General features: G+C 44.4%; 17 protein-coding genes and 1 pseudogene. 2 read left to right on the forward strand and 16 right to left on the reverse strand.

The genetic code is table 11. The annotated features are described in order from the left end of the window. Positions 1-44: 44 nt before the first annotated feature. The 5 genes from HMPREF9243_RS07390 to rpsO all read right to left on the reverse strand — a co-directional run bounded on the left by HMPREF9243_RS07390 (position 45) and on the right by rpsO (position 6,438). On the reverse strand, positions 45-650 hold the full coding sequence (locus HMPREF9243_RS07390) for an energy-coupled thiamine transporter ThiT (protein WP_013669041.1): 606 nt from the start codon (positions 648-650) through the stop codon (positions 45-47). Between the two features lie 19 nt (positions 651-669). Then, entirely contained in the window at positions 670-2,472 is a 1,803-nt protein-coding gene (locus tag HMPREF9243_RS07395; protein WP_013670074.1) for a ribonuclease J, read from the reverse strand. A 96-nt stretch (positions 2,473-2,568) separates the two neighbouring features. Further along, complete coding sequence (locus HMPREF9243_RS07400; protein WP_013669108.1) at positions 2,569-3,612, reverse strand: aspartate-semialdehyde dehydrogenase; 1,044 nt, start codon at positions 3,610-3,612, stop codon at positions 2,569-2,571. Between the two features lie 262 nt (positions 3,613-3,874). Continuing rightward, on the reverse strand, positions 3,875-5,995 hold the full coding sequence (gene pnp / locus HMPREF9243_RS07405; protein WP_013669431.1) for a polyribonucleotide nucleotidyltransferase: 2,121 nt from the start codon (positions 5,993-5,995) through the stop codon (positions 3,875-3,877). A gap of 173 nt (positions 5,996-6,168) precedes the next feature. Continuing rightward, the gene (rpsO, locus tag HMPREF9243_RS07410) at positions 6,169-6,438 is read right to left on the reverse strand and encodes a 30S ribosomal protein S15 (RefSeq protein ID WP_013668480.1); all 270 of its coding nucleotides are present in this window, start codon (positions 6,436-6,438) and stop codon (positions 6,169-6,171) included. Between the two features lie 224 nt (positions 6,439-6,662). Here rpsO and HMPREF9243_RS07415 point away from each other — a divergent pair, with 224 nt between their 5' ends. Next, positions 6,663-7,550 carry a phosphatase PAP2 family protein gene (locus HMPREF9243_RS07415; protein WP_013669640.1) on the forward strand — a complete coding sequence of 296 codons (888 nt, stop codon included), beginning with the start codon at positions 6,663-6,665 and terminating at the stop codon, positions 7,548-7,550. A gap of 129 nt (positions 7,551-7,679) precedes the next feature. On the opposite strand, the gene uvrB is transcribed toward HMPREF9243_RS07415, so the two are convergent. Then, positions 7,680-9,674, reverse strand: a complete 1,995-nt coding sequence (uvrB, locus tag HMPREF9243_RS07420; RefSeq protein ID WP_013668746.1) for an excinuclease ABC subunit UvrB — start codon at positions 9,672-9,674, stop codon at positions 7,680-7,682. Positions 9,675-9,855: 181 nt separating this feature from the next. On the opposite strand from uvrB, the gene rpsT reads away from it, so the two are divergent. Beyond that, on the forward strand, positions 9,856-10,110 hold the full coding sequence (rpsT, locus tag HMPREF9243_RS07425) for a 30S ribosomal protein S20 (protein WP_013669066.1): 255 nt from the start codon (positions 9,856-9,858) through the stop codon (positions 10,108-10,110). A gap of 79 nt (positions 10,111-10,189) precedes the next feature. Here the strand turns inward: rpsT and holA are convergent. The 10 genes and pseudogenes from holA to typA form a co-directional block, all read right to left on the reverse strand. Beyond that, positions 10,190-11,208, reverse strand: a pseudogene (gene holA / locus HMPREF9243_RS07430) (DNA polymerase III subunit delta). Positions 11,209-11,269: 61 nt separating this feature from the next. After that, positions 11,270-13,594 carry a DNA internalization-related competence protein ComEC/Rec2 gene (locus HMPREF9243_RS07440; protein WP_013669741.1) on the reverse strand — a complete coding sequence of 775 codons (2,325 nt, stop codon included), beginning with the start codon at positions 13,592-13,594 and terminating at the stop codon, positions 11,270-11,272. Position 13,595: 1 nt separating this feature from the next. Further along, positions 13,596-14,342 carry a helix-hairpin-helix domain-containing protein gene (locus HMPREF9243_RS07445; RefSeq protein ID WP_013669009.1) on the reverse strand — a complete coding sequence of 249 codons (747 nt, stop codon included), beginning with the start codon at positions 14,340-14,342 and terminating at the stop codon, positions 13,596-13,598. Positions 14,343-14,435: 93 nt separating this feature from the next. Then, positions 14,436-15,017: a 16S rRNA (guanine(966)-N(2))-methyltransferase RsmD gene (gene rsmD, locus HMPREF9243_RS07450; protein WP_267986273.1), complete on the reverse strand. Its 582-nt coding sequence runs from the start codon at positions 15,015-15,017 to the stop codon at positions 14,436-14,438. 184 nt (positions 15,018-15,201) lie between these two features. Beyond that, positions 15,202-16,056 carry an LPXTG cell wall anchor domain-containing protein gene (locus HMPREF9243_RS07455; protein ID WP_013669668.1) on the reverse strand — a complete coding sequence of 285 codons (855 nt, stop codon included), beginning with the start codon at positions 16,054-16,056 and terminating at the stop codon, positions 15,202-15,204. A 506-nt stretch (positions 16,057-16,562) separates the two neighbouring features. Beyond that, complete coding sequence (locus tag HMPREF9243_RS07460) at positions 16,563-17,681, reverse strand: DUF5633 domain-containing protein (RefSeq protein ID WP_013668637.1); 1,119 nt, start codon at positions 17,679-17,681, stop codon at positions 16,563-16,565. Between the two features lie 456 nt (positions 17,682-18,137). Beyond that, entirely contained in the window at positions 18,138-18,446 is a 309-nt protein-coding gene (locus HMPREF9243_RS07465; protein ID WP_013669393.1) for a YlbG family protein, read from the reverse strand. A 35-nt stretch (positions 18,447-18,481) separates the two neighbouring features. Further along, a complete protein-coding gene (locus HMPREF9243_RS07470; RefSeq protein WP_041706794.1) occupies positions 18,482-21,913 on the reverse strand; it encodes a pyruvate carboxylase in 3,432 nt (1,143 codons plus the stop codon). Positions 21,914-21,992: 79 nt separating this feature from the next. Then, the gene (locus HMPREF9243_RS07475; protein ID WP_013669939.1) at positions 21,993-23,117 is read right to left on the reverse strand and encodes an FtsW/RodA/SpoVE family cell cycle protein; all 1,125 of its coding nucleotides are present in this window, start codon (positions 23,115-23,117) and stop codon (positions 21,993-21,995) included. Positions 23,118-23,432: 315 nt separating this feature from the next. Then, positions 23,433-25,271, reverse strand: a complete 1,839-nt coding sequence (gene typA, locus HMPREF9243_RS07480) for a translational GTPase TypA (RefSeq protein ID WP_013669550.1) — start codon at positions 25,269-25,271, stop codon at positions 23,433-23,435. Positions 25,272-25,279 lie beyond the last annotated feature (8 nt).

Here is a 25,279-nt window from a genome sequence, read left to right on the forward strand (position 1 = left end):
GCTCCAGCTTCCTTGGGCTGTATTTGCTTTGGGCTGTATTTGCTTTAATCATCATTCAGTAAGCGAGAACGCTCACGCCTTGATATATAAGGCGTATTTTTAGGGATAAAGTTCTTAGCCGAAACATTCATAATCACAATCAAGATAATCAGGCTAAGGGCAATATTCACCAAGGCTGACAGGGCATTTTGTTGGAAGTTAGCCTGGGTGGTTAGGCTAAGGTCACTGACTAAATATTCATAAGTCAGGAAACGCACTAAGAAATAGGCTAGCCATGCCAGGATAGTACCGGTTACCAAGTTAAGATAGGCTGATCCCATCCGACGATTATGCAAGGTCCGTTGTAAATTACGAGCAAAGAGACCCGCAATGCCTAAACAACCACTAGCGATAATCATACCAATAATTTGTCCGATATGATTGCCTGGGTTATCGAGTCCAATGCAGGAAACGGCTCCTAACAAGAGGCCGGCGAAACTTCCGGCAAAATTTCCGCGCCTGAAAGCATAGTAAATCAGCAAAGTATAGCCAATTCTTAAAGCAATTCCCCATTCGGAAATAACCGCTGGGAATATTAACTGAATAAGAAAAGCTAAGGCTAGGTAAAGTAAGCCTTCAACGATAATCACTAAACGTTGGGAAGATTTCATAACTTAGTCCTTTCTAATGCTAGGATTTTGCGTCTTGTTTCTGCTTGTGATTTTTATTGTGCTTGTTTTTTGAGTTCGATTTATTATTTTTCTTGGCGTTATTCTTTTGGTTGGAATTGTTCTTTTGGTTCTCTTTCTTGAAATTACGCTTACCACGACGGTGAGATGATTCCATGATCACCGGTAAAACCATAGGACGGCGGTTGGTTTCCTTATAGAGGTATTTAGCCACCACTTCGCGAATTTTACCCTTTAAGTCGGCCCAGTCAAAGTTTTTGGGATCTGCTAGGGCCTGCTCAACCTCTTCGCGGACCAGTTCCTTGCTGGCGTTAAGGAGGTCGGTACTTTCCTTCATAAAGACAAATCCCCGCGAAATGATTTCAGGTTGGGAAAGAATCTTGCCCTGGCTTCTTGAAATGGTCAAGACAATCACAAAAATCCCATCTTCTGAGAGGATACGACGGTCACGTAAGACAATATTACCAATATCGCCAACCCCACTCCCATCAACCAAGACATTCTCAGACGGAACTGAGTTGGCTAGGCGGAGTTTGCCCTTCTCGTATTTAAGAACGTCACCCTTTTCAAGTAGAAAGATATGGTCATCATCATAGCCCAGGCTTTGAGCAATTTTGCCATGGGCGTGTAAGAGACGGTATTCTCCTGATACGGGCACCACATAGTCTGGATTGAAGAGACCAATCAGGACTTCTAAGTCCTTGGGTGATGCATGACCGCTGGATTTATAAGCCGATAAGACTTGCAAGGCATGGCCACCAGCCCGGTAAATCTCATCTTCAGTATCGGCCATGACGGTCTCTAAGCCCACCGATGGACTCGAAGTAATCAAGACCAGGTCGCCCTTTTGAATTTTAATATTCTTATGCGAGCCCTTGGACATGGCTTGTAAATTGGTTAAGATTTCCCCGTATTCGCCCGTCTCTAAGATAATAATTTCATCATCAGCGAAGTTCTTTAAATTATCATTGGGCTGAATCAGGTTCTTGGAAGGAATGGTGAGCTTGTTCAATCGAATGGCCACATCGATAATTTCTTCAATTTGGTCGCCTGATAAGAAAACATGACGGTTGGTTGCCCGCGCCACATTTAAGACTTGTTGGATCCGTAAAATATTACTATCCACCGTGGCTAAGACAACCCGACCACTGGCCTTGTCCACTTCTTTTAAAATAGCTTGTTCCAATTTTTCTTCCGAGGTATTCTCAAAATAGGAATCCGCATGTTGGGAATCACTCAAGAGAGCAATTACTCCAGATGAAGCAATTTCGCCAATGCGGTTAAAGCTGGTCTTATAACCATCGCCAACCGTCAAATCAAATTTGAAGTCCCCAGTATAAACAATGCTGCCTTGATCAGTTTGCACTGCAATCCCCAGGGACTCAGGCACCGTGTGGGTCGTACTAAAGAATTTAACGACAGCATCGTCAAAATCGATCTCGTTAGAATCATCGATCACGTAGAAGTCTTTGAAATTCTTAACTCCACGCTTCTTACAATTAATCTTAGCTAGTTCAATGGTCAATTCCGTCCCAAAGACGGGAACATTGACCTCTTTTAAGAGATAAGGCAAGGCCCCAATCGCATCGGCATGGCCGTGACTTAGGAAAACCCCAGCCACCTTATCTTTATGTTCAATGACATAGGTAAAATCAGGGATCATGATATCGACCCCTAACATCTCATCAGGTGGGAAGATTAGGCCACAGTCCAAGATAAATATCTTATCCTTGACTTCAACCAGGTACATGTTCTTACCATCTTCACGAACACCACCCAATGGAATAATACTTATTCCACTCATTACAACTCCTCTTTCTTCTTATAATAATTGTTTATAAAGGAAAGAAGCATCTTTATAACCTATTGGTAAAGATGCTTACTTCATCTTTTATAGCTTTTAGATCAAATTCCGAGCGATTAAGGTTTCGGCAATCTCGATGGAATTATAAGCCGCACCCTTCCATAAGTTGTCGGAAACAATCCATAGATGGAAGCCATTCTTCACATCCAGGTCTTGACGAATCCGTCCTACAAAGGTTTCGGGACGGTTGACCGCATTAACCGGTTGAGGATAGACTTGTTGTTTAACATCATCTTCGACAACCACATTATCCGCTTGGTCTAAAACAGTCATCAAGTCTTCAATCGTCACATCATCACGGTCAATTTCAATATAAACCGACTCAGCATGACCTTTAATGACAGGCACCCGTACACAAGTTGCTGAAACAGGTAAATCAGGACGACCTAAGATTTTCTTGGTTTCATTGGTCATCTTCATTTCTTCAAAGGTGTAGTGGTTGTCCTGGAACTTATCAATTTGCGCCAAAACGTTAAAGGCCATTTGATAATGTTTGACATCGCCTGCCACTGGTAAAATTTTAGGCTGGTCAATTTCATCGCCTGATAAGATATCACGGAATTGATTTTCCATTTCTAAGACAGCCCGAGTTCCTGCGCCAGAAACCGCTTGATAGGTTGAAACAATAACCCGTTTTAAGCCAAAAGCCTTTTCGATAGGTCTTAAGGCCATCACCATTTGAATGGTTGAACAGTTAGGGTTGGCGATTAAGCCATGGTGGTCATCCATGGCTTCCTGGTTCACTTCTGGGACAATCAAAGGAGTGTCTTCATCCATCCGGTAGGCACTGGTATTGTCAACCACAATCGCACCCGCTTCAACAGCCTTAGGGGCAAATTCCTTGGAACGGTCCCCGCCTGCTGAGAAGAAGGCAATATCAATTCCTTCAAAAGAATCAGCGGTTAATTCTTCTACGGTATATTTTTCCTCGCCCACACTTAACTCTTTTCCAGCAGAACGGCTAGAAGCCAGTAAGCGGACCTGGTCATAAGGAATCTTGGATTGGGCTAATAAATAACGGAGTTGTTCGCCCACAGCTCCAGTCGCACCAACAATAGCGATATTATATTTCTTTGTCATGTTTACACTCCCTCTATTTTCATGTTTGATCAAGCTTATAACTCATTTTACCAAATTATCAAGGCTTTCACAAATTAACTTCATTGTAAAGTCGCAACAGATAAAATTTCTGCTTCCCGAGAATGTCACTAAGTAGTCCCTCTGGTCAGTCCTAGCCTTATAAGTTTAAATCAATTTTTTCAAAATTCTAAAAAAGAGAGCTGACTAAGAGCCAACTCTCTCAATAAAAATCTAATATTTTTGATGTCACCTATCCGGTAACTTATTCAGCGTCTTTGTCGGTCAAAGCCTTCATGGAGAGGTTGATCCGACCGCGGTTATCGACTTCAATGACTTTAACTTTGACTTGGTCACCAATTTGAACCACATCTTCAACCTTATTGGTGCGTTTATGTTGGAGTTCAGAAATGTGAACCATCCCATTTTGTTTGGGGGTTAATTGGACAAAGGCGCCAAATTTTTCAATCCGAGTAACGGTCCCAGTAAAGACTTGGCCGACTTCAATTTCCAAGGTGAGTTCTTCAATGATTTCAATCGCCTTATCAATCATGTTCTCATCACTCGAAGAAATACTTACTTGGCCATCGTCATCGATATCAATCTTGACTCCGGTAGCTTCGATAATCTTATCGATGGTTTCGCCACCCTTGCCGATGACTTCACCGATCTTTTCAGGTTTAATTTGAATCATCTTAATCTTCGGTGCATAAGGGCTGAGATGGTCACGTGGCGCATCCAGAGTGCCTTGGAGGTGGTCCAATAGTTGCATTCGGGCAACTTTAGCTTGGGCTAGGGATTCACGGAGGATATCCTCAGTGATTCCTTTGATTTTAATATCCATTTGCAAGGCGGTAATCCCTTGTCTGGTTCCGGCTACCTTAAAGTCCATATCACCTAAGTGGTCTTCGAGGCCTTGGATATCGGTCAGAATAGTATATTTATTGTTATCTTCTTGGTCCATAATCAAGCCCATGGCGATCCCCGCTACGGGTGCTTTGATCGGCACACCAGCATCCATCAAGGCCAGGGTTCCTGCACAAATAGAAGCTTGAGAAGAAGAGCCATTGGATTCTAAGACTTCAGCCACTAAACGAATGGTATAAGGAAATTCCTCTTGGGAAGGGATTACTCTTTGTAAGGCCCGATGACCTAATTCCCCATGACCAATTTCCCGACGACCTGGTGAACCGTAACGTCCAGTGGATCCCACTGAATATTGGGGGAAGTTGTAGTGGTGGATGAAGTGCCGTTCGGTTTCAGGACTAATCCCATCCAAGGGTTGGTATTCAGATAGGGGGGCTAGGGTACATGCGGAGAGGACTTGGGTTTGTCCCCGGGTAAATAAACCGGACCCATGAACCCGTGGCAAGAGCCCTACTTCGGAAGAGAGGGGACGAATTTCGTCAATTTTACGCCCATCCGGACGGACCTTGTCTTCGGTAATCAGACGGCGAACTTCGTCATACTCTAACTTATCAGCTAGGGCCACAATTTGATTATGTTTAGCGACAAAGTCTTCGTCATCTAGGAATTGGCTATCGTAAAACTCAATCATTTCGTCCTTAACCGCTTGAACGCCTTCTTCACGTTCCAATTTGTCAAAGATTTGGATAGCGTCTACCATTTTTTGATGGTAGCGAGTATAGACTTCCGCTTCAGTTTCTGGAACAAAAGCTTCCGCCTCAAAAGGCATTTTTTCTTGGCCAACTGCTTGACGGATCTCTTCTTGGAAATAGCAAAGTTCCTTAATGTTTGCATGACCAAACATCAAGGCTTCTAACATTTCTTCTTCACTTAATTCTTGGGCAGAGGATTCCACCATATTAATAGCAGTTTGAGTCCCAGCAACGGTCAGTTCCAAGTCAGATTGTGCTTGTTGGTCTAGGGTTGGATTAATGACTAAGTTGCCATCTACACGGCCCACATTCACTCCGGCAATCGGACCATCGAAGGGAATATCCGAAATGGTCAGGGCCACTGAAGACCCTAACATTGCTGCCATTTCTGGGCTACAGTCATTATCCACCGACATGACGGTGTTAATCACTTGGACTTCATTTTTGAAGCCTTCGGGGAACATGGGCCGGATAGGACGGTCAATCAAACGCGCAGTTAAGGTGGCGTGTTCGGTTGGCCGGCCTTCTCTTTTAATGAAGCCGCCTGGAATTTTACCAGCAGCATATTGTTTTTCTTCATAATTCACTGTAAGAGGGAAGAAATCTTGGCCTTCTTTGGCTTCCTTAGCCCCAACAACAGCGGTTAAGACGACAGTATCTCCGTAGCGGACCAGGGCCGCAGCATTAGCCTGTTTAGCCAGTTGACCGACTTCGATTTGAAGCGGACGGCCCGCCCAATTCATTTTAAATACTTGTTTTTCAGACATATTTACTCCTTTTCTACCCCAACCACCTACTAAGCAAGGTTATATGTTTTTTCTAAAGCACATAACTTTGATTAGTAAGAGGTCAATATAGGGGCTTTATCTAGATTTTACTTTAAAAAAGCGAGACTCCAAAGAATCTCGCTTTTTGTGGGCTTGGAACCCTTTCGCTTCAATTAACGACGTAAACCTAAACTCTTAATTAAGTTACGGTAACGAGTAACGTCTTTGTTACGTAAGTAAGCTAGTAAGTTACGACGGTGACCGATTTTCTTCATTAAACCACGGTAGGAATGGTGGTCTTTCTTATGAGTTTTAGCGTGTTCGTTAAGGTTGTTGATATCTGCAGTTAATAAAGCAATTTGTACTTCAGCAGAACCAGTATCCCCTTCATGTGTTGCGTATTTTTCGATAATAGCGTCTTTTTCTTCTTTAGTTAATGCCATTATATTCACCTTTCTTTCTCTTGTATTCTTCCATAGTCTGAGTAAGCCGTTGGTGATTCGGCTGACCAAGAAAATGGTTGTGCTATAGCACAGCAGTCATTATACGAGAAATCGGTTAAACTTGCAAGAAATATCCCTAATTTTACTCGACATTACCATCAATTTTTGGCCTTTTTCCAGTTTTTCACTTAAAATAAAGATAATTATAACAAAGGAGAAGACTTATGAAACATTTAGATCGAACATTCTTCCCCCATTTACTCGGCTCGCTACTTGCTTTGATCCCCTTCGCCCTAATTTGTTTAACGGCAGCTATCCATCCTGCCTTTATCCAAGGGGCTGATCAAGCGATTGGTGGGGCTCTGTTTGCTTGGGGACCCCAGTGGTGGCAGACCCTTGTCACTTACTTCACCGAAATGGGGACCACGGTTTATATTATTATCGCCGCTCTCATTATCAGTGCCATTCTCTATTACTTCAGGTACCGTTTCCTAGGGATTTGGTTTTCTAGCCAACTTATTCTTGGTGTCCTGCTCGGTAACCAAAGTATTAAGTATATTGTGAAACGTCCACGCCCTAGTTTCATCCAACCCCTTATCGAACAAGGTGGTTATTCCTTTCCTAGCGCCCACTCCATGGGGAGCGTCTTAATGTATGGGGGCTTGTGCTTAATTGCTTTTTACTTTATCCGTTCTTACAAGAAGCGCCAAATTTTAGGAATTGCTACTGGTATTCTCTGCTTAGCCATCGCCCTCAGCCGGGTCTACCTTGGCGTTCATTATTTTTCCGATATTGTGGCCGGCTTGTCCTTAGGAGTGGCCTGGTTAAGCTTATCCAGCACACTCTTGCCTGCATTTCCAAGGGCCATTAAAGACGAGCCAGCTGACCCTGACGATAGTCAAGCAACAGCCACAAAAGATGACCAAGCAAGGGCTGAACAAACCAAAGAAAAAAGCGGTCCCAAGCTCCACGTGATTCAAAGTAAGAGTGAGGATCCAGGCACACAGGACCGCTTCATCACTAGCTTAGACACTGCTGAGGGCCAAGACTTAGCTGACGATTTAGAGAAATTGGAAGCAGAGCCTGACCCCAGTGATGACAATGAGGACTAGTCAAAAACAAAAGTTAAATCTGAAGCGCAAAGAGCTCCCCATTGCAGATTGTAGCAATGGGGAACTTTTCTTTTGTAGTTCTTTACTCTTTTTACTGTCAATAAGCATAGTTTATATAATTGACCAACATCACTTAATCTTATATTCTGCCTTAAGTTCTAAGATGATATCCCGCAATTCAGCCGCTTTTTCGAAGTTCAGGTCTTTAGCCGCTTGACGCATTTCTAATTCCACATTGTGGACAGCTTCTTCTTTTTCATTGCGGTTCATGCCCCGGATGGTATCCATGAGCGATTCATTTTCTTCTGCATTATTCACTGCGGTAGTAATGCGGATGGAATCACGAATTTCTTTTTGGATGGTTTTTGGGGTGATGTGATGTTCTTCATTATAAGCCTCTTGAATCGCCCGCCGTCTAGCAGTTTCATCAATGGCTGCCTGCATGGACCCGGTCACAGTATCAGCATACATGATCACATGGCCATTTTCATTACGGGCAGCCCGGCCTATGGTTTGGATCAGCGACCGCTCATTACGGAGGAAACCTTCTTTGTCCGCGTCTAAGATAATCACCAGAGACACTTCTGGCACATCGATTCCTTCCCGCAGGAGGTTAATCCCCACCAGGACATCGAAGACGCCCAGGCGGAGGTCACGGATAATTTCGGTCCGCTCGAGGGTTTTAATATCCGAGTGTAGGTATTTCACCTTGATCCCGACCTCTTCTAAGTAATCGGTCAGGTCTTCGGACATTTTTTTGGTCAGAGTGGTGACAAAGACCCGGTCACCTCTATCTACCCGCTCATTTATTTCACTAATCAAGTCATCAATTTGACCCTTAATCGGGCGAACTTCCACTTTGGGGTCTAAGAGACCGGTTGGCCGGATAATTTGTTCCACGACTTCGCCATTAGACTTCTCAATTTCATAATCTCCAGGGGTAGCGGAAACATAGATAGCTTGGTTGACCCGTTCTTCAAATTCAGCTAATTTCAAAGGCCGGTTGTCTAAGGCACTAGGCAGACGGAAACCATAATCCACTAGCTGTTCCTTCCTGGCCTTGTCGCCGTTGTACATGCCGCGTACTTGGGGCATGGTCATGTGGGATTCATCAACCATGAGTAGGTAATCGTCAGGGAAGAAATCCAGCAAGGTATATGGGGGTTGACCCGGAGCCCGACCGTCCATATGGCGGGAATAGTTCTCAATCCCGTTACAATAGCCCATTTCTAATAGCATTTCGATATCATAGCGAGTTCTCTGTTCCAGACGTTGGGCCTCTAGGAGTTTGCCTTCGTCATTAAACTTCTTCAATTGGACCTCTAGTTCAGCCTCAATGGAGTCAACCGCTCTTTGCATCTTATTATAGTCAACCACAAAGTGAGTGGCTGGATAGATGGGATAGTGTTTGACGTCATTTTTGACTTCACCGGTCAAAACATCAACTTGACGAATCCGATCAATTTCATCGCCAAAGAACTCTACCCGGATGGCTTCACTATCGCGGGAAGGCAGGAAGACTTCCACCACATCCCCGCGCACTCGGAAAGTTCCCCGGCGAAATTCAATGTCATTACGCTCATATTGCATATCCACCAAACGCCGCATAAAGTCGTTACGGTCAACTTCTTGACCTTGGCGGATAGAAAGCACATGGTTTTTATATTCCATTGGATCGACTAAACCGTAGATACAGGACACCGAAGCCACAATGATGGTATCCCGGCGTTCCAAAATCGATGAGGTGGCTGAGTGGCGGAGCTTATCAATCTCATCATTGACTGAGGCCGATTTTTCAATATAGGAATCGCTGGAAGGCACATAGGCCTCCGGTTGGTAGTAGTCATAGTAAGAAACAAAGTATTCGACTGCGTTATGGGGGAAGAATTCCTTGAGCTCTGAATACAGTTGCCCCGCTAAGGTTTTATTATGGGCTAAGACCAGGGTCGGCCGGTTGGTCTCCGCAATAACATTAGCCATGGTAAAGGTCTTCCCGGTCCCGGTACCGCCCAAAAGGACCTGAGCCTTATCGTTATTTTCCACCCCTTCAACCAGTTTTTTGATGGCTTGGGGTTGGTCCCCACTAGGTTGGTAGGATGATACTAATTCAAACTTGCCGTCCACTATACTTCACTCCATTTTTTCTTTTCTCATATCTAGTTTATCACGACTAGGACCTAAACCCTATTTTAAGCTTCCAATGACTAAGTAAAATTTCTCTTGCCAGCCTGGTCAAATTTCTGTATAATATTCATGTTAGTGACCTGTTCACTTGAAAAAGCGAAAAAAGAAAGAGGTGGACTCCATGGCAAACATTGCATCAGCTATTAAACGCGTACGTCAAAACGAAAAGAACGCTGCAGTGAACTCTGCAAAAGTCAGCGAAATGCGTACCGCTATTAAACGTTTCGAAACTGCTGTCCAAGAAGGCGCAGACAACGTCGAAGAATTACACCAACATGCTCAAAAATTAGTGGACCAAGCAGTTTCTAAGAACTTAATCCACGCGAAAAAAGCAAGCCGTATTAATTCACGTATGGCTCAAAAATTAAACAAGTAATTAAAAAAGCCACCGCTTCTCTTAACTGGCCTAAGCCGTTGAAGAAGCGGTGTTTTTTTGTGTATTTTTTTACCTCTGATTAGGCCGCAAAGCGCAAGATAAACCATTCAATGCCTAAGTTAGGGTCTACCTGACCTGACTTAATCTCATAATCCAACTCCACCAAGTCCTGGTAGGCCGCCAATAATTGCTGGCCATCGTAGGAGCGCATTTGTTTCATACTCATCTTGACCCGGTAAGGATGGGCCCCTAAAGACTTAGCAATAGCCCCTTGGTCATAACCTGAACGGGATAGAAGAGCAATCTGGCTAAAAAGACGGAAGTTAGCCTCTAAGAGGGCCAAAATCGCAATAGGCTGGTGTTTTTCCTGGATCAGGGTCCGGTACAAGTCCAAGGCCGCTTCCAAGCGGTGGGCCATGACATAGTCAGTCAAGTGGAAGATATTATTATCCAAGGAAGGGGACACCACGGTCTCAACATCGTGCTTGCTAATTCGATCTTCCTGACCCACAAAGAGAAAGAGCTTCTCCAATTCATTCATGGCATTGGATAATTGATAATTGGTTCTTTCCAAAAAGAGCTGTAAGACTGAGCGATCCATCAAGTAGCCCGCATTTCTAACATAGTCCTTGATGTAATTAGTCGTAGTCGCCTCATCCGCCAAGGAAACATCAACCAGATTGGCGGCTTTTTTTAACTGCTTAACCACCTTCTTGCGGCCGTCGAGTTTCTCAAAGTCACAGACAAACACCAGGGTCACGTCAGGAGCCGGTTCAGCCATATAATCCAGCAGGGCTTGGGTATTTTCCTCCTTCTTCCCTTTTTCTGTACTTAAAAAAGCCGGCTGGGTCAACCAAATAATCTTGGGCTCAGAAAAAAAGAAATGGTATTGGCCTCTACCAAGGCCTCTTCTAAGGAATGTTCTTCTAAGTCTAAGCGGACAAAGTTAAAATCACTGACCGCTTCTTGGTCCCCAATGACCGCTCGGCTTAACTGATTTTCAAATTCTTGGATCAAAAACTTCTCCTCCCCTAGTAAGAGGTAGATAGGATCCACTTGTCCTGCTTTTATTTTCTGTATCGTGCTTTGAAAAGTCATGACGCCCCTCCTCACATCCCATCTATTATAACTGACAAGGCCGACTTTGTCATTAAACAAGTCAATCTCCAATAGAATCTTCTTCCCCCGCTGCTTTTACCGTCTTAAAAACATAATGCCTTCCCAGGTAAAAATAATGGATAGCCCCATCCCGATCAGTGCGAAAAGTTGTCGCCTTGACTGCAGCTAGATCATCGACTACCCGGTCACTGGGATGGCCGTAGCGGTTATTCTCTCCCACTGAAATCAAGGCATAGCTGGGTTGCCATTGGGCGATTAGATCACTAGGGCTGGAATGGTCAGAGCCATGGTGGGCTACCTTCAAGACATCGATCGGGCTTTTTATCTTTTCTGCCATTTGTGCCTCAGACTCCCCGTCAATATCCCCTGTAAAGAGAAAAGTCAAGGGACCCATGGCCCCTAACATGGCTAAGGAGTCTTCGTTTTCCCCTGCTCCTGCCTCTTCTGGCATCAAGACCTCTAGGCCCATGGACCGACTGAGACTCAGACTTTGGCCGGCTTGGAGCCAGACCACTTGGATATGGGTGTTCTTACTAGCTTTGAGCGCCTGATCCAAGGTAGTTAGAAATTTATGGTCTTCCTGCATGCCAACAGGTAAATAGAGGATATCCACCGGAATTTGACCAATGATTTCAGGTGCTGACCCATAGTGGTCAAAGTCGCCGTGAGTCAAGAATAGGCCTGCTAGGCTCCGTACCCCCTGAGCCGCTAAGGCAGGCTGGATCTGACTTTCAAACAAGGTCCGCCTGGGCCGCTTTTGCCAGTCTTCTTTTGGAAAAGTGGGTCTGCCAGCTGCGTCAATCAGGTAGGCCGAGGCAGAAAACGGCGGTTTGACGAGGATACAATCCCCTTGACCAATATCTAAGACAGCTACTTGCCCTAGAGGGGATAAATATGGGAAAAGATATAAGCCTAAGAGAGCCAAAGTCAAGGCCAACCAGCCCCGCCCTTTCCTCTTGGCTAAGACTTGTCGGTCTAACCAATATGCGAGCACCAAGCAATAAAGCAGGATAAAGACAAAGGGCATATGGCCAGTTAGCCAGTAAAATCCGGGCAGGTCACTAAAAAAGACCGACAACTTCTCTAGATGAAGGATCACCCAGGTCAGGGGCCAGGCCACTAGAGGCACTAGCCAACCTAATCCTCCTATCCCTAAACCCACTACCAAAAGGAGCCCAGGAAATAGGCAGACGGAAAACAGCCAGGAATAAAAGTAATTCACCCACAGGACTAACCAAGAGAAACCAGCCTGACTGACAATGAGAAAAGGAATGGTGACCAAAGTACAGGCCAGGGAGAAGATGAACTCTTCCTGCCAAGCATGCTTAAAGGGCGGCGCTTGTTTAATGATTAATAAGGTGGCAGTTAAGGCATAGGACAACTGAAAGCCTAAGGAAAAAATTGCCTGAGGATTGATGAGAAGGATAAACACTACCGACCAGGCGAGGCCAGCCCAGGGATCGACAGGTCGATCAGTTTTTCTTTGAATAAAGGCGTATAGATAAGACCCAATGGCCCGGATCATCCCATAAGGCAAGCCTAACAAACAGCCATAAAGGACTAAAACAGCTAAGGCGATCCATTGGTAGTATTCTACCAAGACCCCTAAACGGAGGAGTGACCGCTTCAACAAGGCTAATAAATAGTTGACATGAAAACCAGATAGGGAAAATAAATGAATAATCCCAATTTCCTGGTAGGTAGCCATGACAGAAGGATCAATGCCTGACTTATCATTCAGAAATAAGGCCTGGAAATAATCCGCCAAGATTCCTAAGTCTAAGCCCTGTAAATAGGAATAAATGCTCTGGCGAAGGTTGGGCCAAAAATAAGACCAATAGGGTAAATCGACCAGCTCCTGAACCATCTCTACCTCAAAGACCCAATAAATCTCTTGCCGGCTTAAATAGGCTTGGTAGTCAAAACCATGAAAATTACGCTGGCCGCTGGGAGGGGTTAAGCGGCCTAGGAGACTGACTTGAAAGGATCGCCCTTGATTTAGCCAAGCCGCCAGCTCAGCCTCAGATTTCATGTAATAGAAGACTTGAAACTTTTCTCCAGTTGCCACTTCTTGACCCCTAAATTGGACTAAGTCGCCTTCCACCTTCAAGCTATCGATAGCCACTTCTAAAGTTAGAGCAGCCTCCCCAGTGGTAAAGTGGGACATCCTTTGACTAAGGAGATAAAGATAAAGTCCCATAAATAGCTGAGTGACTAAGATCCACTTAAATAGTCCTTTATCTTTTAAGGCAATCACCCGTCCCAAGTACCAGATGTAGAAAATCAAGGTCCATAGCGAAGGTGCCAGCATGAGAGCTGTCAGTAAGAGAACCCCCAAGGCTAACCAAAAAATCTTCGTCTTCATCTTAATTCACAGTAATTTGTTCTTTGATCTTCTCAAAGGTCTTGTCACCAATGCCAGAGACTTCGGTAATCTCCTCAATCGTTTGAAAAGACCCCTCACTTTCCCGATATTGAATAATATCAGCCGCCTTCTTCTCCCCAATGCCCGATATTTCTTGGAGTTGGCTGGCATCAGCAGTATTGATATTGATCTTCTGACTATCTCCCTGGCTACTTCCTGCAGTTGGGCCATCCCCAGACAAAGCAGGAGTTATAACCATCAAGTCTTCCGATCCCACTTCTTCATCCAAGGTCGGCACATAGACCACCATCTGGTCCTGGAGGCGCTGGGAGAGATTAATCCGTTTAGAATCGGCTTGATCATTGAGCCCACCCGCCAAATCAATAGCATCAAGGACGCGGTCCCCAGCCTGAACTTGATAGAGGCCGGGCGACTTGACCGCCCCTTTGACATCCACATAGATTAGATCGTCTCCCTGGTCCTCTACATTTTCCACTTCACCTGAATTTTCTTGCCCTAGCTCTAATGTCTCCGACTGGCTATTGTCCTCTAGATCAACTGATTCCACCAGGGCTGTTGCACTTACTGGAGCTTGACCCGCTGGACTAAGCACCCGATCAAAAACAAAATAAAACAAAGCAGCCACCAATAAAAGCCCAGCGACCAAGGCTCCAACCAGTAATTTGCCATAGTTTTCAATGATTTCTGCAAAAGATAAGCTCTTTAATTCTTCCCACCATGCTTGCATAGCGACACCTCTTTCTCTACTTATTCATCCGTAAAGAAAGACTCAGTTAACGAAAAAAGCTGACTTCAATTTCATGAAATCAGCTTGAATGCCCTATGCTTCAAAACGATAGCAAACCACCCGGGTATGGCCATAGGTTGCGTTTTTAAAGGCGTGTAAATTTCCCACGGTGTCAGGCAGGTTATCTTGACTATCCAACTCACAAACCACCGTGACTTGGTCACTGAGCCAGCCCTCTTCCTGGAACTGAAGGAGCAAGTCTTCTAAATGTTGGCCCTTATAGGGTGGATCTAAGAAAACCCAGTCAAATTGTAAGTCAGGAACCTTCTTCCGTAAAGACTTCAACTGCTTTTGGTTGTCCCCCTTCAATAAGTGGTAACGCTCCTCAAGATGGGCCTTAGCCACATTCTTAACGATTGTTTCTTGTGCCTTACGGAAACGTTCAAAAGCATAAACCTCATCAGCTCCCCGCGATAGGGCTTCTAGTCCCAGAGCTCCGGATCCCGCATAAAAGTCAAGGACAATCCCGCCATCTAGGTATTGACCAATAATATTAAACATGGATTCCTTAATCTTATCTGTCGTGGGCCGGGTATTCGATCCTGGCACCGCTTGTAGGGGGATTCCCCCAAATTCACCGGCAATAATCCGCATCTTGCCACTTCCCTTCTCAATTCGCTATTCATTATAGCACAGTCATTTGCTAAGAGACGACCGATTCATAGCCCTTTTCCCTGCTATAAACAAAGAAAGACCTTGGTACTAAAGCACCAAGGTCCGCTAGAGGGAGAGTAAGATAATCTTGCACTTTTATTTAAGCAATTTAGATACTATTAACTATCGCTTAAGGTCTAGTTAATTATTTACGACGACGGAATGAAAGTGCTGAACCAGCAGCAACTAAGGCAACACCTAAGCCAGCAACAGAACCAGCAACTACACCAGTAGCTGGTAATTTAGCGTTAGCTTTTTGAGCTTTAGCTTCTTTCTTAGCTTTGTTGTCTTTTTTAGCTTTTTCGTTAGCTACGACAACTTTAGAATCTTTGTCAGATTTCTTCTTGTCATCTTTCTTAGAATCGTTTTTCTTAGCTTTGCTGTCTTTGTTAACTTCGCTATCTTTCTTGTCTTTGCTGTCTTTGTTCTTGTCGTCTTTCTTGGTGTCGTCTTTCTTAACTTCGTCTTTTTTATCTTCTTTAGCAGGTTTTTCTTCTTTTTCAACGTAGCTGAAAGTTGGGGTCCATTTACCTGAAGCAGTTTGGACAGCATCTACATGGTTATTCACTTGTGCTAATGCGGTACCTTCTAATTTAGAACGGTTAAGCATTGCTTCACCAATTTCGATAGCAGCTTTTTTGGTTTCTGCTTCGTATTCGTATGGTGAGTGGTTTGGATCTTCAACAGATTTTTCTTCTGGTTGTGCTACAGCAGGGTTACCAGAAACGTTTGAAGGTACACCATCTTTGTCTAAACCTGGTTTAAATAAGTTTGATGAGTTATTTTCTTCAACAGGTTTTACTTCTGGTTTTGCAGGTGTAGCTTCTGGTTTTACGTTTACAGCTGGTTTACCAGAAATGTTTGTAGGTACGCCATCTGCGTCTACTGGTGTTACAAATGGGTCTGCTGCGTGAGCTACAGAAGCGTCAGCTGCGAATAAAACACCAGCTGCTGCAGTGGTAGCAGCTGCGCCTAATAATAATTTTTTCAAGTCTTTCATAATATTGACCTCCCATTACAAAATCATATATTTCTTTGCCAGTGCACTAGTAAAGAATTTCAACGTATTTATCGCTGAACTTTCGTGCAAGTAAATTTTTTATCCCCCTCTATAAATTAATTTTATTAAATATTCAATTATATTCAAGTTATACTTCGTAAAATCTTCACACTTTTAGCATTTTCTGGCTAATATTTCATATTTTTGACACAATAAAGGTAGTATTTATAAGGATTGTAATTGATATTTACAAAATTTACAATTTAATTACGGAAATATTAATTTAACAATGCTATCCTTTATTTCTATTTCTTTTTATGATTTTTAAAATTTTAAGCAAAAAAATGTTGATAAAGAACTTTTAATTCTCATCAACACCTAGATCCTATAGAATACAAAAAACCTTGGCTCCGAAGCACCAAGGTTAAGTAGAGGGAGAGTATGATATTTTGCACGCTTTTTAAGCAATTAAGATATTATTAACTATCCTCTAAAGAGCTAGTTAATTATTTACGACGACGGAAAGCGAATGCTGAACCAGCAGCTACTAAAGCAGCACCTAAGCCAGCAACAGAACCAGCAACTACACCGGTAGCTGGTAATTGAGCGTTAGCTTTTTCAGCTTTAGCTTCTTTATCAGCTTTTTGATCTTTTTCGTTAGCTACTACAACCTTGGTATCTTCTTTCTTACCATCTTTTTCAGTTGCTTCAGCTTTTTCGTCTTTATCTTCTTTTTCAAGTTTGCTAAAGTCGAATAGATCTTCTAATTCAGTATTAGCTTCTACTTGTAGTTGAACGTAATATTTACCATCCGCACCTACTTGAATGTCATAGCCTTTGTTTACTGGATCATTCTTGATTGCAGTTTCTGCAGCTACGAAAGCGTCTGCTAAGTTGTCATAAGCTTGATCTGGATCAAATTCAAATTCTGGGTCTTCTTCTACTAAACCACTGAAGTCAAAGAGATCTTCTAAGGTTTTTTCAGTTTCTTCAGCAGGCTTTTCAGTGCCTTCTGCTGGAGTTTCTTCTTCTGCTAAACCGCTAAAATCAAAGAGATCTTCTAAGGTTTTTTCGGTGTCTTCTGCTGGTTTTTCATTTTCTTCAGCAGGAGTTTCTTCTTTTTCTACATAGCTGAATTGTGGAGTCCATTTACCTGAAGCAGTTTGAACAGCATCAACATGGTTATTAACTTCTGCTAAAGCAGTTCCTTCTAATTCAGAACGTTTAAGCATAGCTTCACCAATTTCGATAGCAGCTTCTTTGGTTTCTGCTTCATATTCATATGGTGATGCGTATGGATCTTCTTCTACTACTTCTTCTGGTTGTTCAACAGCTTCATTACCTGAAACGCTCGTAGGTACCCCATCTTTATCTACACCTGGCTTAAATAAGTTTGAAGAATTATCTTCTTCAACAGGTTGTACATCTGGAGCTTCAGTTGCAGGTTGTGTTGGTTGATCTACGTTCACTGCGGGTTTTCCTGAAATGCTTGTAGGTACTCCATCTGCATCAACTGGAGTTACATATGCATCTGCTTTAGCAACTGCAGCGTCAGATGCAAAGAACACACCAGCTGCTGCGGTTGTAGCCGCTGCGCCTAATAATAATTTTTTCAAGTCTTTCATAATCTATTGACCTCCCATTACAAAATTGAGTGATAGATACACTGCGATATGTAATTGTTATATTTAATATTTATCTTTCTTTGCCAGTGCACTAGTAAAGAATTTCAGCTTTCTTATAAGCTGTGATTACCGTGCAAAATTTTATCACCGCTCTCCCTTATATATTTTATTTTAACAGATATTTTTATTTTTTGTATGAATAAAGCACATAAAGTTCACAATTTAATCATATTTTATAAAATTACTAAAATATGACACGATAAAAACCATTCATAGCAGGCAATTTGTATATTTCAATAGAAATCATTAAATAAATTACATTTTCATGACAATTGTCATCATTGAGTAAACATCACTGACATTGTAAGTTTCTTTATAACTTTGTTTGGCTTTTCGTTAACTTTCATTTTCAAGACAATTAAAAAACGCAGCAGGTTTTCTGCTACGTTAACTTATTTATTTGGGTGGATAGTTAAAGTCTTCAAACTCCTTGATGACTTTGGCGCGATCTTCTTCGCCGTCTAAAGCCACTGTAAAATCCATGTTAATGGTCGCTTTGGGAGAGACAGTGACTTTGATGACTTGGCGGACTTTCCTAAGTCCCTCGACAGCTTCTTCTACCTGGTCCTTATCGACATAAAGGATGGCGTATTTACGTTCCTTATTCAGGTAGTGAAGATAACCATAGCGTTTCAATTGCCGGGTTTTTTGAGTGGAATTCAACCAGACGACGAGTTCTTGCCGTTGTGTATATGAATTGGTCATGGCACCAGGCTCCTTTCTTTGAAGTTATTATTGTCTTATTCAGTTTCTAATTCAATGAGTAGGTCTCCAATTTCAACTTGTTCTCCTGCTTGGACAGTGACTTGGCGGACCCTGCCGGCTTTTGGTGCCTTGATCGTGGTTTCCATCTTCATGGCTTCAGTCACTAGGACCACTTGGCCAGCGCTGACATGGTCGCCTTCACTGATTTCTACCTTGAGAATCGACCCGGGCATGGTTGCTGCAATGTGGTTAGGGTTATTGGTATCCGCCTTGGGACGACTAGCCACCACATTGGTGTAGTGGGCGTCTTGGACGGCAATTTCCCGCCGTTGACCATTCAAGTCGAAGTAGATAATCCGTTGACCAGAGTGGTCGGCTTCCCCAATTTCAATTAGGCGAATCAGGAGGACCTTGCCCTTTTCAATTTCAACGGTAATGGTTTCGCCTTGCCGCATGCCATTGAAGAAGGTAGGCGTATCGACATTGGAGATGTCACTGTAACGAGCTATCTTCTCCCGGTAGTCGGTGAAGACCTTAGGATACATGAGATAGCCGAGTAGGTCTTTATTATCGACATCATCGCCGATTTTTTCGGTCAATTCTGCCTTGACTTGGTCGAAATCAACGGGCTCCAGTAAAGCTCCAGGGCGTTCTTCAGTATAATCAGCGCCTTTAAGGATGATGTCGCGGACATCTTCTGGGAAGCCGCCAGCCGGTTGGCCCAGCTTGCCTTGGAAGAATTCAATCACAGAATCAGGGAAGTCGATAGTCTTGCCCTTTTCATAGAAGTCTTCAATAGATAGATCGTTTTGAACCATGAAGAGAGCCATGTCACCGACCACCTTGGATGATGGGGTTACCTTGACGATGTCACCAAAGAGCAAGTTGACATCATGGTACATGACCTTGACCTCTTCCCAACGGTCCCCTAAGCCTACTGAAGCGGCTTGTTGTTGGAGGTTGGTATACTGGCCTCCTGGCATTTCGGTCCGGTAAATTTCGGTTTCTGGGGTTTTTAATCCCGAGGCGAAATCTTCATAATAGGTCCGCACACTTGACCAGTATTGGTTCATAGCTTGGGCGTTCTTCACATTAATCGTTGGCTTACGGTCATTGTGTTCCAAGGCATAGTAGAAACTGGTCATACTTGGTTGGCTGGTGGTCGAGGAAAAGGCTGAAGTAGCCACGTCCACAATATCAATGCCCGCCCGAACGGCTTCGGAATACATCATAATCCCGTTACCCGAGGTGTCATGGGTATGGAGATGAATCGGCACATCGATTTTGTCTTTTAGTTCAGAAATCAAGATATAAGCGGCTTGTGGTTTCAAGAGCCCTGCCATATCCTTAATGGCGATAATGTCAGCGCCCATAGTTTGGAGGTCCTTGGCTAAGTTGACATAGTAATTGAGATCATATTTGCTGCGGTGAGGGTCTAGGATATCCCCGGTATAGCACATGGCTGCTTCGGCAATCTTTCCAGTTTCCTTGACAAATTCCAGAGGACGCTCAATTTGCTTGGACCAGTTCAAGCTGTCAAAGATTCTAAAGACATCAATTCCGGTGTCTGCTGCTTGTTTAATGAAAGCCCGGAGCACATTGTCTGGATAGGCCGTGTAACCCACAGCATTGGACCCTCTAAAGAGCATTTGCAGTAAGGTATTGGGCATGACTTGGCGGAGTTTTTCTAAGCGGACCCAAGGATCTTCAGTTAGGAAGCGGTAGGCCGTATCAAAGGTCGCCCCGCCCCAGACTTCTTGGGAGAAGATGGCTGGGTTAGCCGCCTCCATTTGTTTAGCCGCCTTGAGCATGTCGCGGGTCCGCATCCGGGTCGCGATCAAACTCTGGTGGGCGTCCCGCATGGTGGTTTCAGTTAAGAGAACTTCCTTGCTGTCATGGATATAGCGCTGGACGCCAGAGGCCCCTTCTTGGTCGAGAACCTGTTTGGCGGTCGGACGGTCTAAAGAAACGGCTTCTAAGTCAGGAATGTGAGCCGGACGGTAGTGGGGCTTATCTTTTTGTTGTAAGCCTGGGAAACCATTGACGGTCGTGTCCCCAATATATTGGAGGATCTTATTACCCCGGTCGCGGTTACGCTCCTTAGGGAAGTCGAAAAGTTCGGGGGTATTGTCGATAAAGGTGGTGGTGGCTTGGCCACTGGTAAAGGTCGGATGGGTGAGCACATTCATTAGGAATGGAATATTATTGTGGACACCCCGGATCCGGTATTCCCGTAGCCCCCGGGCCATCTTCCGCACCGCATCTTCAAAGGTCATGGAATGGGAAACCAGCTTGGTTAAGAGAGAATCATAATAAGGCGATACCTCGGTATTGGTATAACCATTTCCAGCGTCTAACCGTAGACCAAATCCCCCCGGTGACCGATAAGTATTAATTTTCCCGGTATCAGGGAAGAAATGGTTGGCAGGGTCTTCCGTCGTGATCCGACATTGGATGGAATAGCCAATTAAGGGCATTTCTTCCTGCTTAGGAATTCCTATCTCTGCTAAAGTCTTCCCTGCTGCGATTTGGATCTGAGCTTGGACAATGTCGATACCGGTAATTTCTTCACTGACCGTGTGTTCCACTTGGACCCGGGGATTGACCTCAATAAAGTAGAAATCATCACCAGAAACCAGGAATTCGACAGTTCCCGCATTGACATAGCCCACATTTTCCATCAATTGCCGAGCGGCTTCACAGATCCGTAGTCTTAAGTCATGGTCTAAGGAAACGGAAGGCGCCATTTCCACTACTTTTTGGTGGCGACGCTGGATCGAACAGTCTCGTTCCCATAGGTGGACCACATTGCCGGCTTGGTCGCCTAAGATTTGGACTTCAATGTGCTTAGGGTTTTCAATGTATTTTTCCGCATAAATTTCATCAGAACCAAAGGCAGTCTTGGCTTCACTTTTAGCGGTCTTATAGGCTTCTTCCACTTCATCGTCAGAGCGGACTACCCGCATCCCCCGGCCACCGCCACCTAGGGCAGCTTTGACCATAATCGGATAACCCACCTCCTTGGCAAAGGCCTTGACCTCTTCAACCGATTCCACATCCCCTTCAGTCCCGGGAACTTCTTGGATGCCTGCCTGATGGGCAGCAGCCTTGGCTTTAATCTTGTCCCCAAACATGTCTAGGGTATCGGTATTTGGTCCGATGAAGATAATCCCCTCTTCCCGGCAGCGACTAGCAAATTCTTGATTTTCAGAGAGAAAGCCATAGCCGGGATGGATGGCATCAGCCTGGGTTTCCTTAGCGATACGGATAATATCTTCAATGTCTAAATAGGCATCAACAGGTTTCTTGCCGGCGCCAACCAGGTAGGATTCATCAGCCTTAAAACGGTGGACACTGGTTTCATCTTCACGGGCGAAGATAGCCACAGTTTCAATGCCTAATTCATAGCAGGCCCGAAAGACCCGAATAGCAATCTCGCCACGGTTGGCGACTAAGACTTTTTTAATCATAATATTCCCTCCGTTAATGCTTGAATTAGCTTTGCCTATGAAAGCGGTTATAATAGCCTCATTATAACACAAGAAATTAAGAAAGCTGTTGAGCAAGCATCATCCGGCGGTTACGATAGTCAATGGCTAGGGCCAAGCCTACCATAATACCAGTTGTCATGATTGAGGAACCCCCGTAGGAAATAAAGGGAAAGGTAACCCCGGTAATGGGGATAAGACCAGTGATCCCTCCCAGGTTGACAATGGCCTGGCTGAGGAAATAGAACCCCACGCCAATCATGACCAATTGGTAGAAGTTATTTTGAATTTTCTTGGCCCGGTAGAAAATATAGAAGGTGAGATAGAAATAAAGGGCCAAGATTACAAAGAGGCCGATAAAGCCGTACTCTTCACCGATGATCGCCATGATAAAGTCGGTATGGGCTTCAGGCAGGTAGCCGGTCTTTTGGATACTGTTGCCTGGTCCTTGACCCAGTAACCCCCCCATGGCTAAGGCATAGAAAGAGTTGACTAGTTGCAGTCCCGAGCTCTTGGCGACTTTGAAGGGATCAGTAAAGGAAATAAAGCGCTGGATCCGGTAGTTGACGTCCCCTGAACCCGAAAAATCGAAGAGGTTCAAAAACCCTATCACGAGGACATAGGCTAAGGCGCCTAGTCCCAGGGTTCTGAGGGTATACTTACTGGAAATTCCTGAAGCTAAGGTCATGCCTCCTAAGATTAAGCCTAATAAGAGGACTCCCCCAGTATCTGGGAAAGTGAGGACCAGCCCCAGCCAGAAAAATAAGGCCAAAGGAAGGACCAGGTTGGCCTTCACCGTCTTAAAGAAGCCCTTATTCAAGATCGCCAAGCGGTGGCGGTCTAGGTAGTCGGCCCAGAGCAGAATCATCACGGGCTTAAGAAATTCGACCGGTTGAATCGAAATCGGCCCCAAAATAATCCAGCCCTTGGCCCCGTTAATGGCTGGCATCAAAAAACGCACCACCAGGAGGAGGACTGTCATCACTAAGAGCAAGCCACTTCTGAACTTAGGTTTTCTGAAGTAATCAGGCTTAAAACGATAAGTCACCAAGCCAACAACTGTCCCAATGAAGGCAAAAACAACCTGGCGGACAATATAAGTGGTGGCCGATTCATAGCCGGTTTCTTGAAGGGACCGGTAACTGGAAGCCGAAAAGACCCCAATCAGACCGAGCACCAGCAAGAGAAAACTAGGAATCAGGATATGCTGGTTTAAACCCCAGGAAAAGTTTTGAAAAATCGGATGGGAAAACTTCGCTTTTTTTCTGGCCTTTTTACTTTTTTATTGGATTTTGCTTGGCTAGCCTTGCCTTGACTAGCTGAATGAATCAATCGCATCAAAACGCTCCTCATTGATTATATTCTATAAATTAAAGATTACATGCTGACCTATTTTTCAATTATAGCATAGCTAACATGAAAAATAATGAGACCAAAAGAAAAAGGCCAAGACAAAAGTCTCAACCTTTATTCGACTAGTCCGCTTCAATCAGCATCTTTAGTCATTTTTCTTTTTACGCTTGTTGTAACGGGCCCGTTCGCTCTTGTTGAGGATTTGTTTGCGGAGACGAACATTTTCTGGAGTCACTTCACAGTATTCATCGTCATCCATAAATTCAAGCGATTGTTCCAGGTTTAGGATCCGTGGTGCCTTGATGGTAGCGGTTTGGTCCTTGGTTGCTGAACGGACGTTAGTTAAGTTCTTAGAACGAACAATATTCACGTCAATGTCCGCTTCACGGGCATTCTCCCCAACAATCATGCCTTCATATACTTCGGTCCCCGGTTCAACAAAGATGGTTCCGCGGTCTTCAACCTGCATGATCCCATAAGTGGTAGCCTTACCGGTTTCGGTAGATACTAAGGCCCCATTACGACGGCCACCGATTTCTTCCTTAATCACAGCTTGGTATTGTTCAAAGGTATGGTTTAAGATCCCGTAACCATGGGTCATTTGCACAAATTCAGTAGAGTAACCAATCATCCCCCGGGAAGGCACTAAGTACTCTAAACGCGCGGTTCCCCGTCCAGTGTTTTCCATATTACGCATGGTCCCATGGCGTTCATTTAAGGATTGAATCACGGCACCTTGGTATTCTTCTGGCGTATCGATTTGTACGGCTTCAAAGGGTTCGCATTCTACTCCGTCAATAACCTTGCGGATAACTTTTGGCCGCGATACTTGAAGTTCAAAGCCTTCGCGACGCATATTTTCAATCAAGATGGAAAGGTGGAGTTCCCCACGACCAGAAACGACCCATTGGTCTGGTTGGTCGGTATCTTCAACCCGTAAGGAAACATCGGTGTGAAGTTCATATTTCAACCGTTCTTCAATCTTACGTGCGGTCACCTTATCCCCTTCACGACCAGCGAATGGTGAGTCGTTGGTTAAGAAGGTCATTTGTAGGGTTGGTTCATCGATGTGTAAGGCTGGTAGGGTTTCTTGAACTTCAGTATCGGTCACGGTTTCACCCACGTAGATGTCTTCCATCCCAGAAACGGCAATGATGTCGCCGGCCTTGGCTTCATCGATTTCAATCCGGTCTAAACCGAGATAACCGAATAATTTAGTGACCCGGAAGTTCTTTTGACTACCGTCTAACTTGTTTAAGGTCACGGTATCGCCCACTCGGATGGTTCCACGGAAGACCCGGCCCACTCCGATACGACCTACATAGTCATTATAATCGAGCATGCAGACTTGGAATTGGAGGGGTTCATCTTCATTATCTTCTGGAGCAGGAATGTTTTCCAGAATACTATCAAAGAGAGGATCCATGGTCTTTTCTTGTTTTTCAGGATCTGGAGCCAAACTTGAAGTCCCGTTCACAGCGGAAGCATAAACGACGGGAAATTCAATCTGACTCTCATCGGCTCCCAGTTCAATAAAGAGATCTAAGACTTCGTCAACCACTTCTAGGGGACGGGCTGCAGGCTTATCAATTTTATTGACCACAACCACGGCTGGTTTACCCGCTTCAAAGGCCTTTTGGAGGACGAAACGGGTTTGAGGCATGGTCCCTTCAAAGGCGTCCACCACTAAAACCACGCCATCCACCATGGTCATAATCCGTTCCACTTCACCACCGAAGTCGGCGTGGCCTGGAGTGTCCATGATGTTAATCCGGGTGCCCTTATAATTCACCGCAGTGTTCTTAGCTAAGATAGTAATTCCGCGTTCACGTTCAATCGCATTGGAATCCATGGCACGGTCAGCCAGCTGGGTACGCTCATCCAGTGTATCTGATTCTTCTAAGAGTTGGTTCACCAACGTTGTCTTCCCGTGGTCAACGTGAGCAATAATTGCGACGTTACGAATATCATTGCGATTTCCCATTATTTTAA

It is taken from the genome of Aerococcus sp. Group 1 (assembly GCF_000193205.1).
Taxonomy (GTDB): Bacteria; Bacillota; Bacilli; order Lactobacillales; family Aerococcaceae; genus Aerococcus; species Aerococcus urinae_A.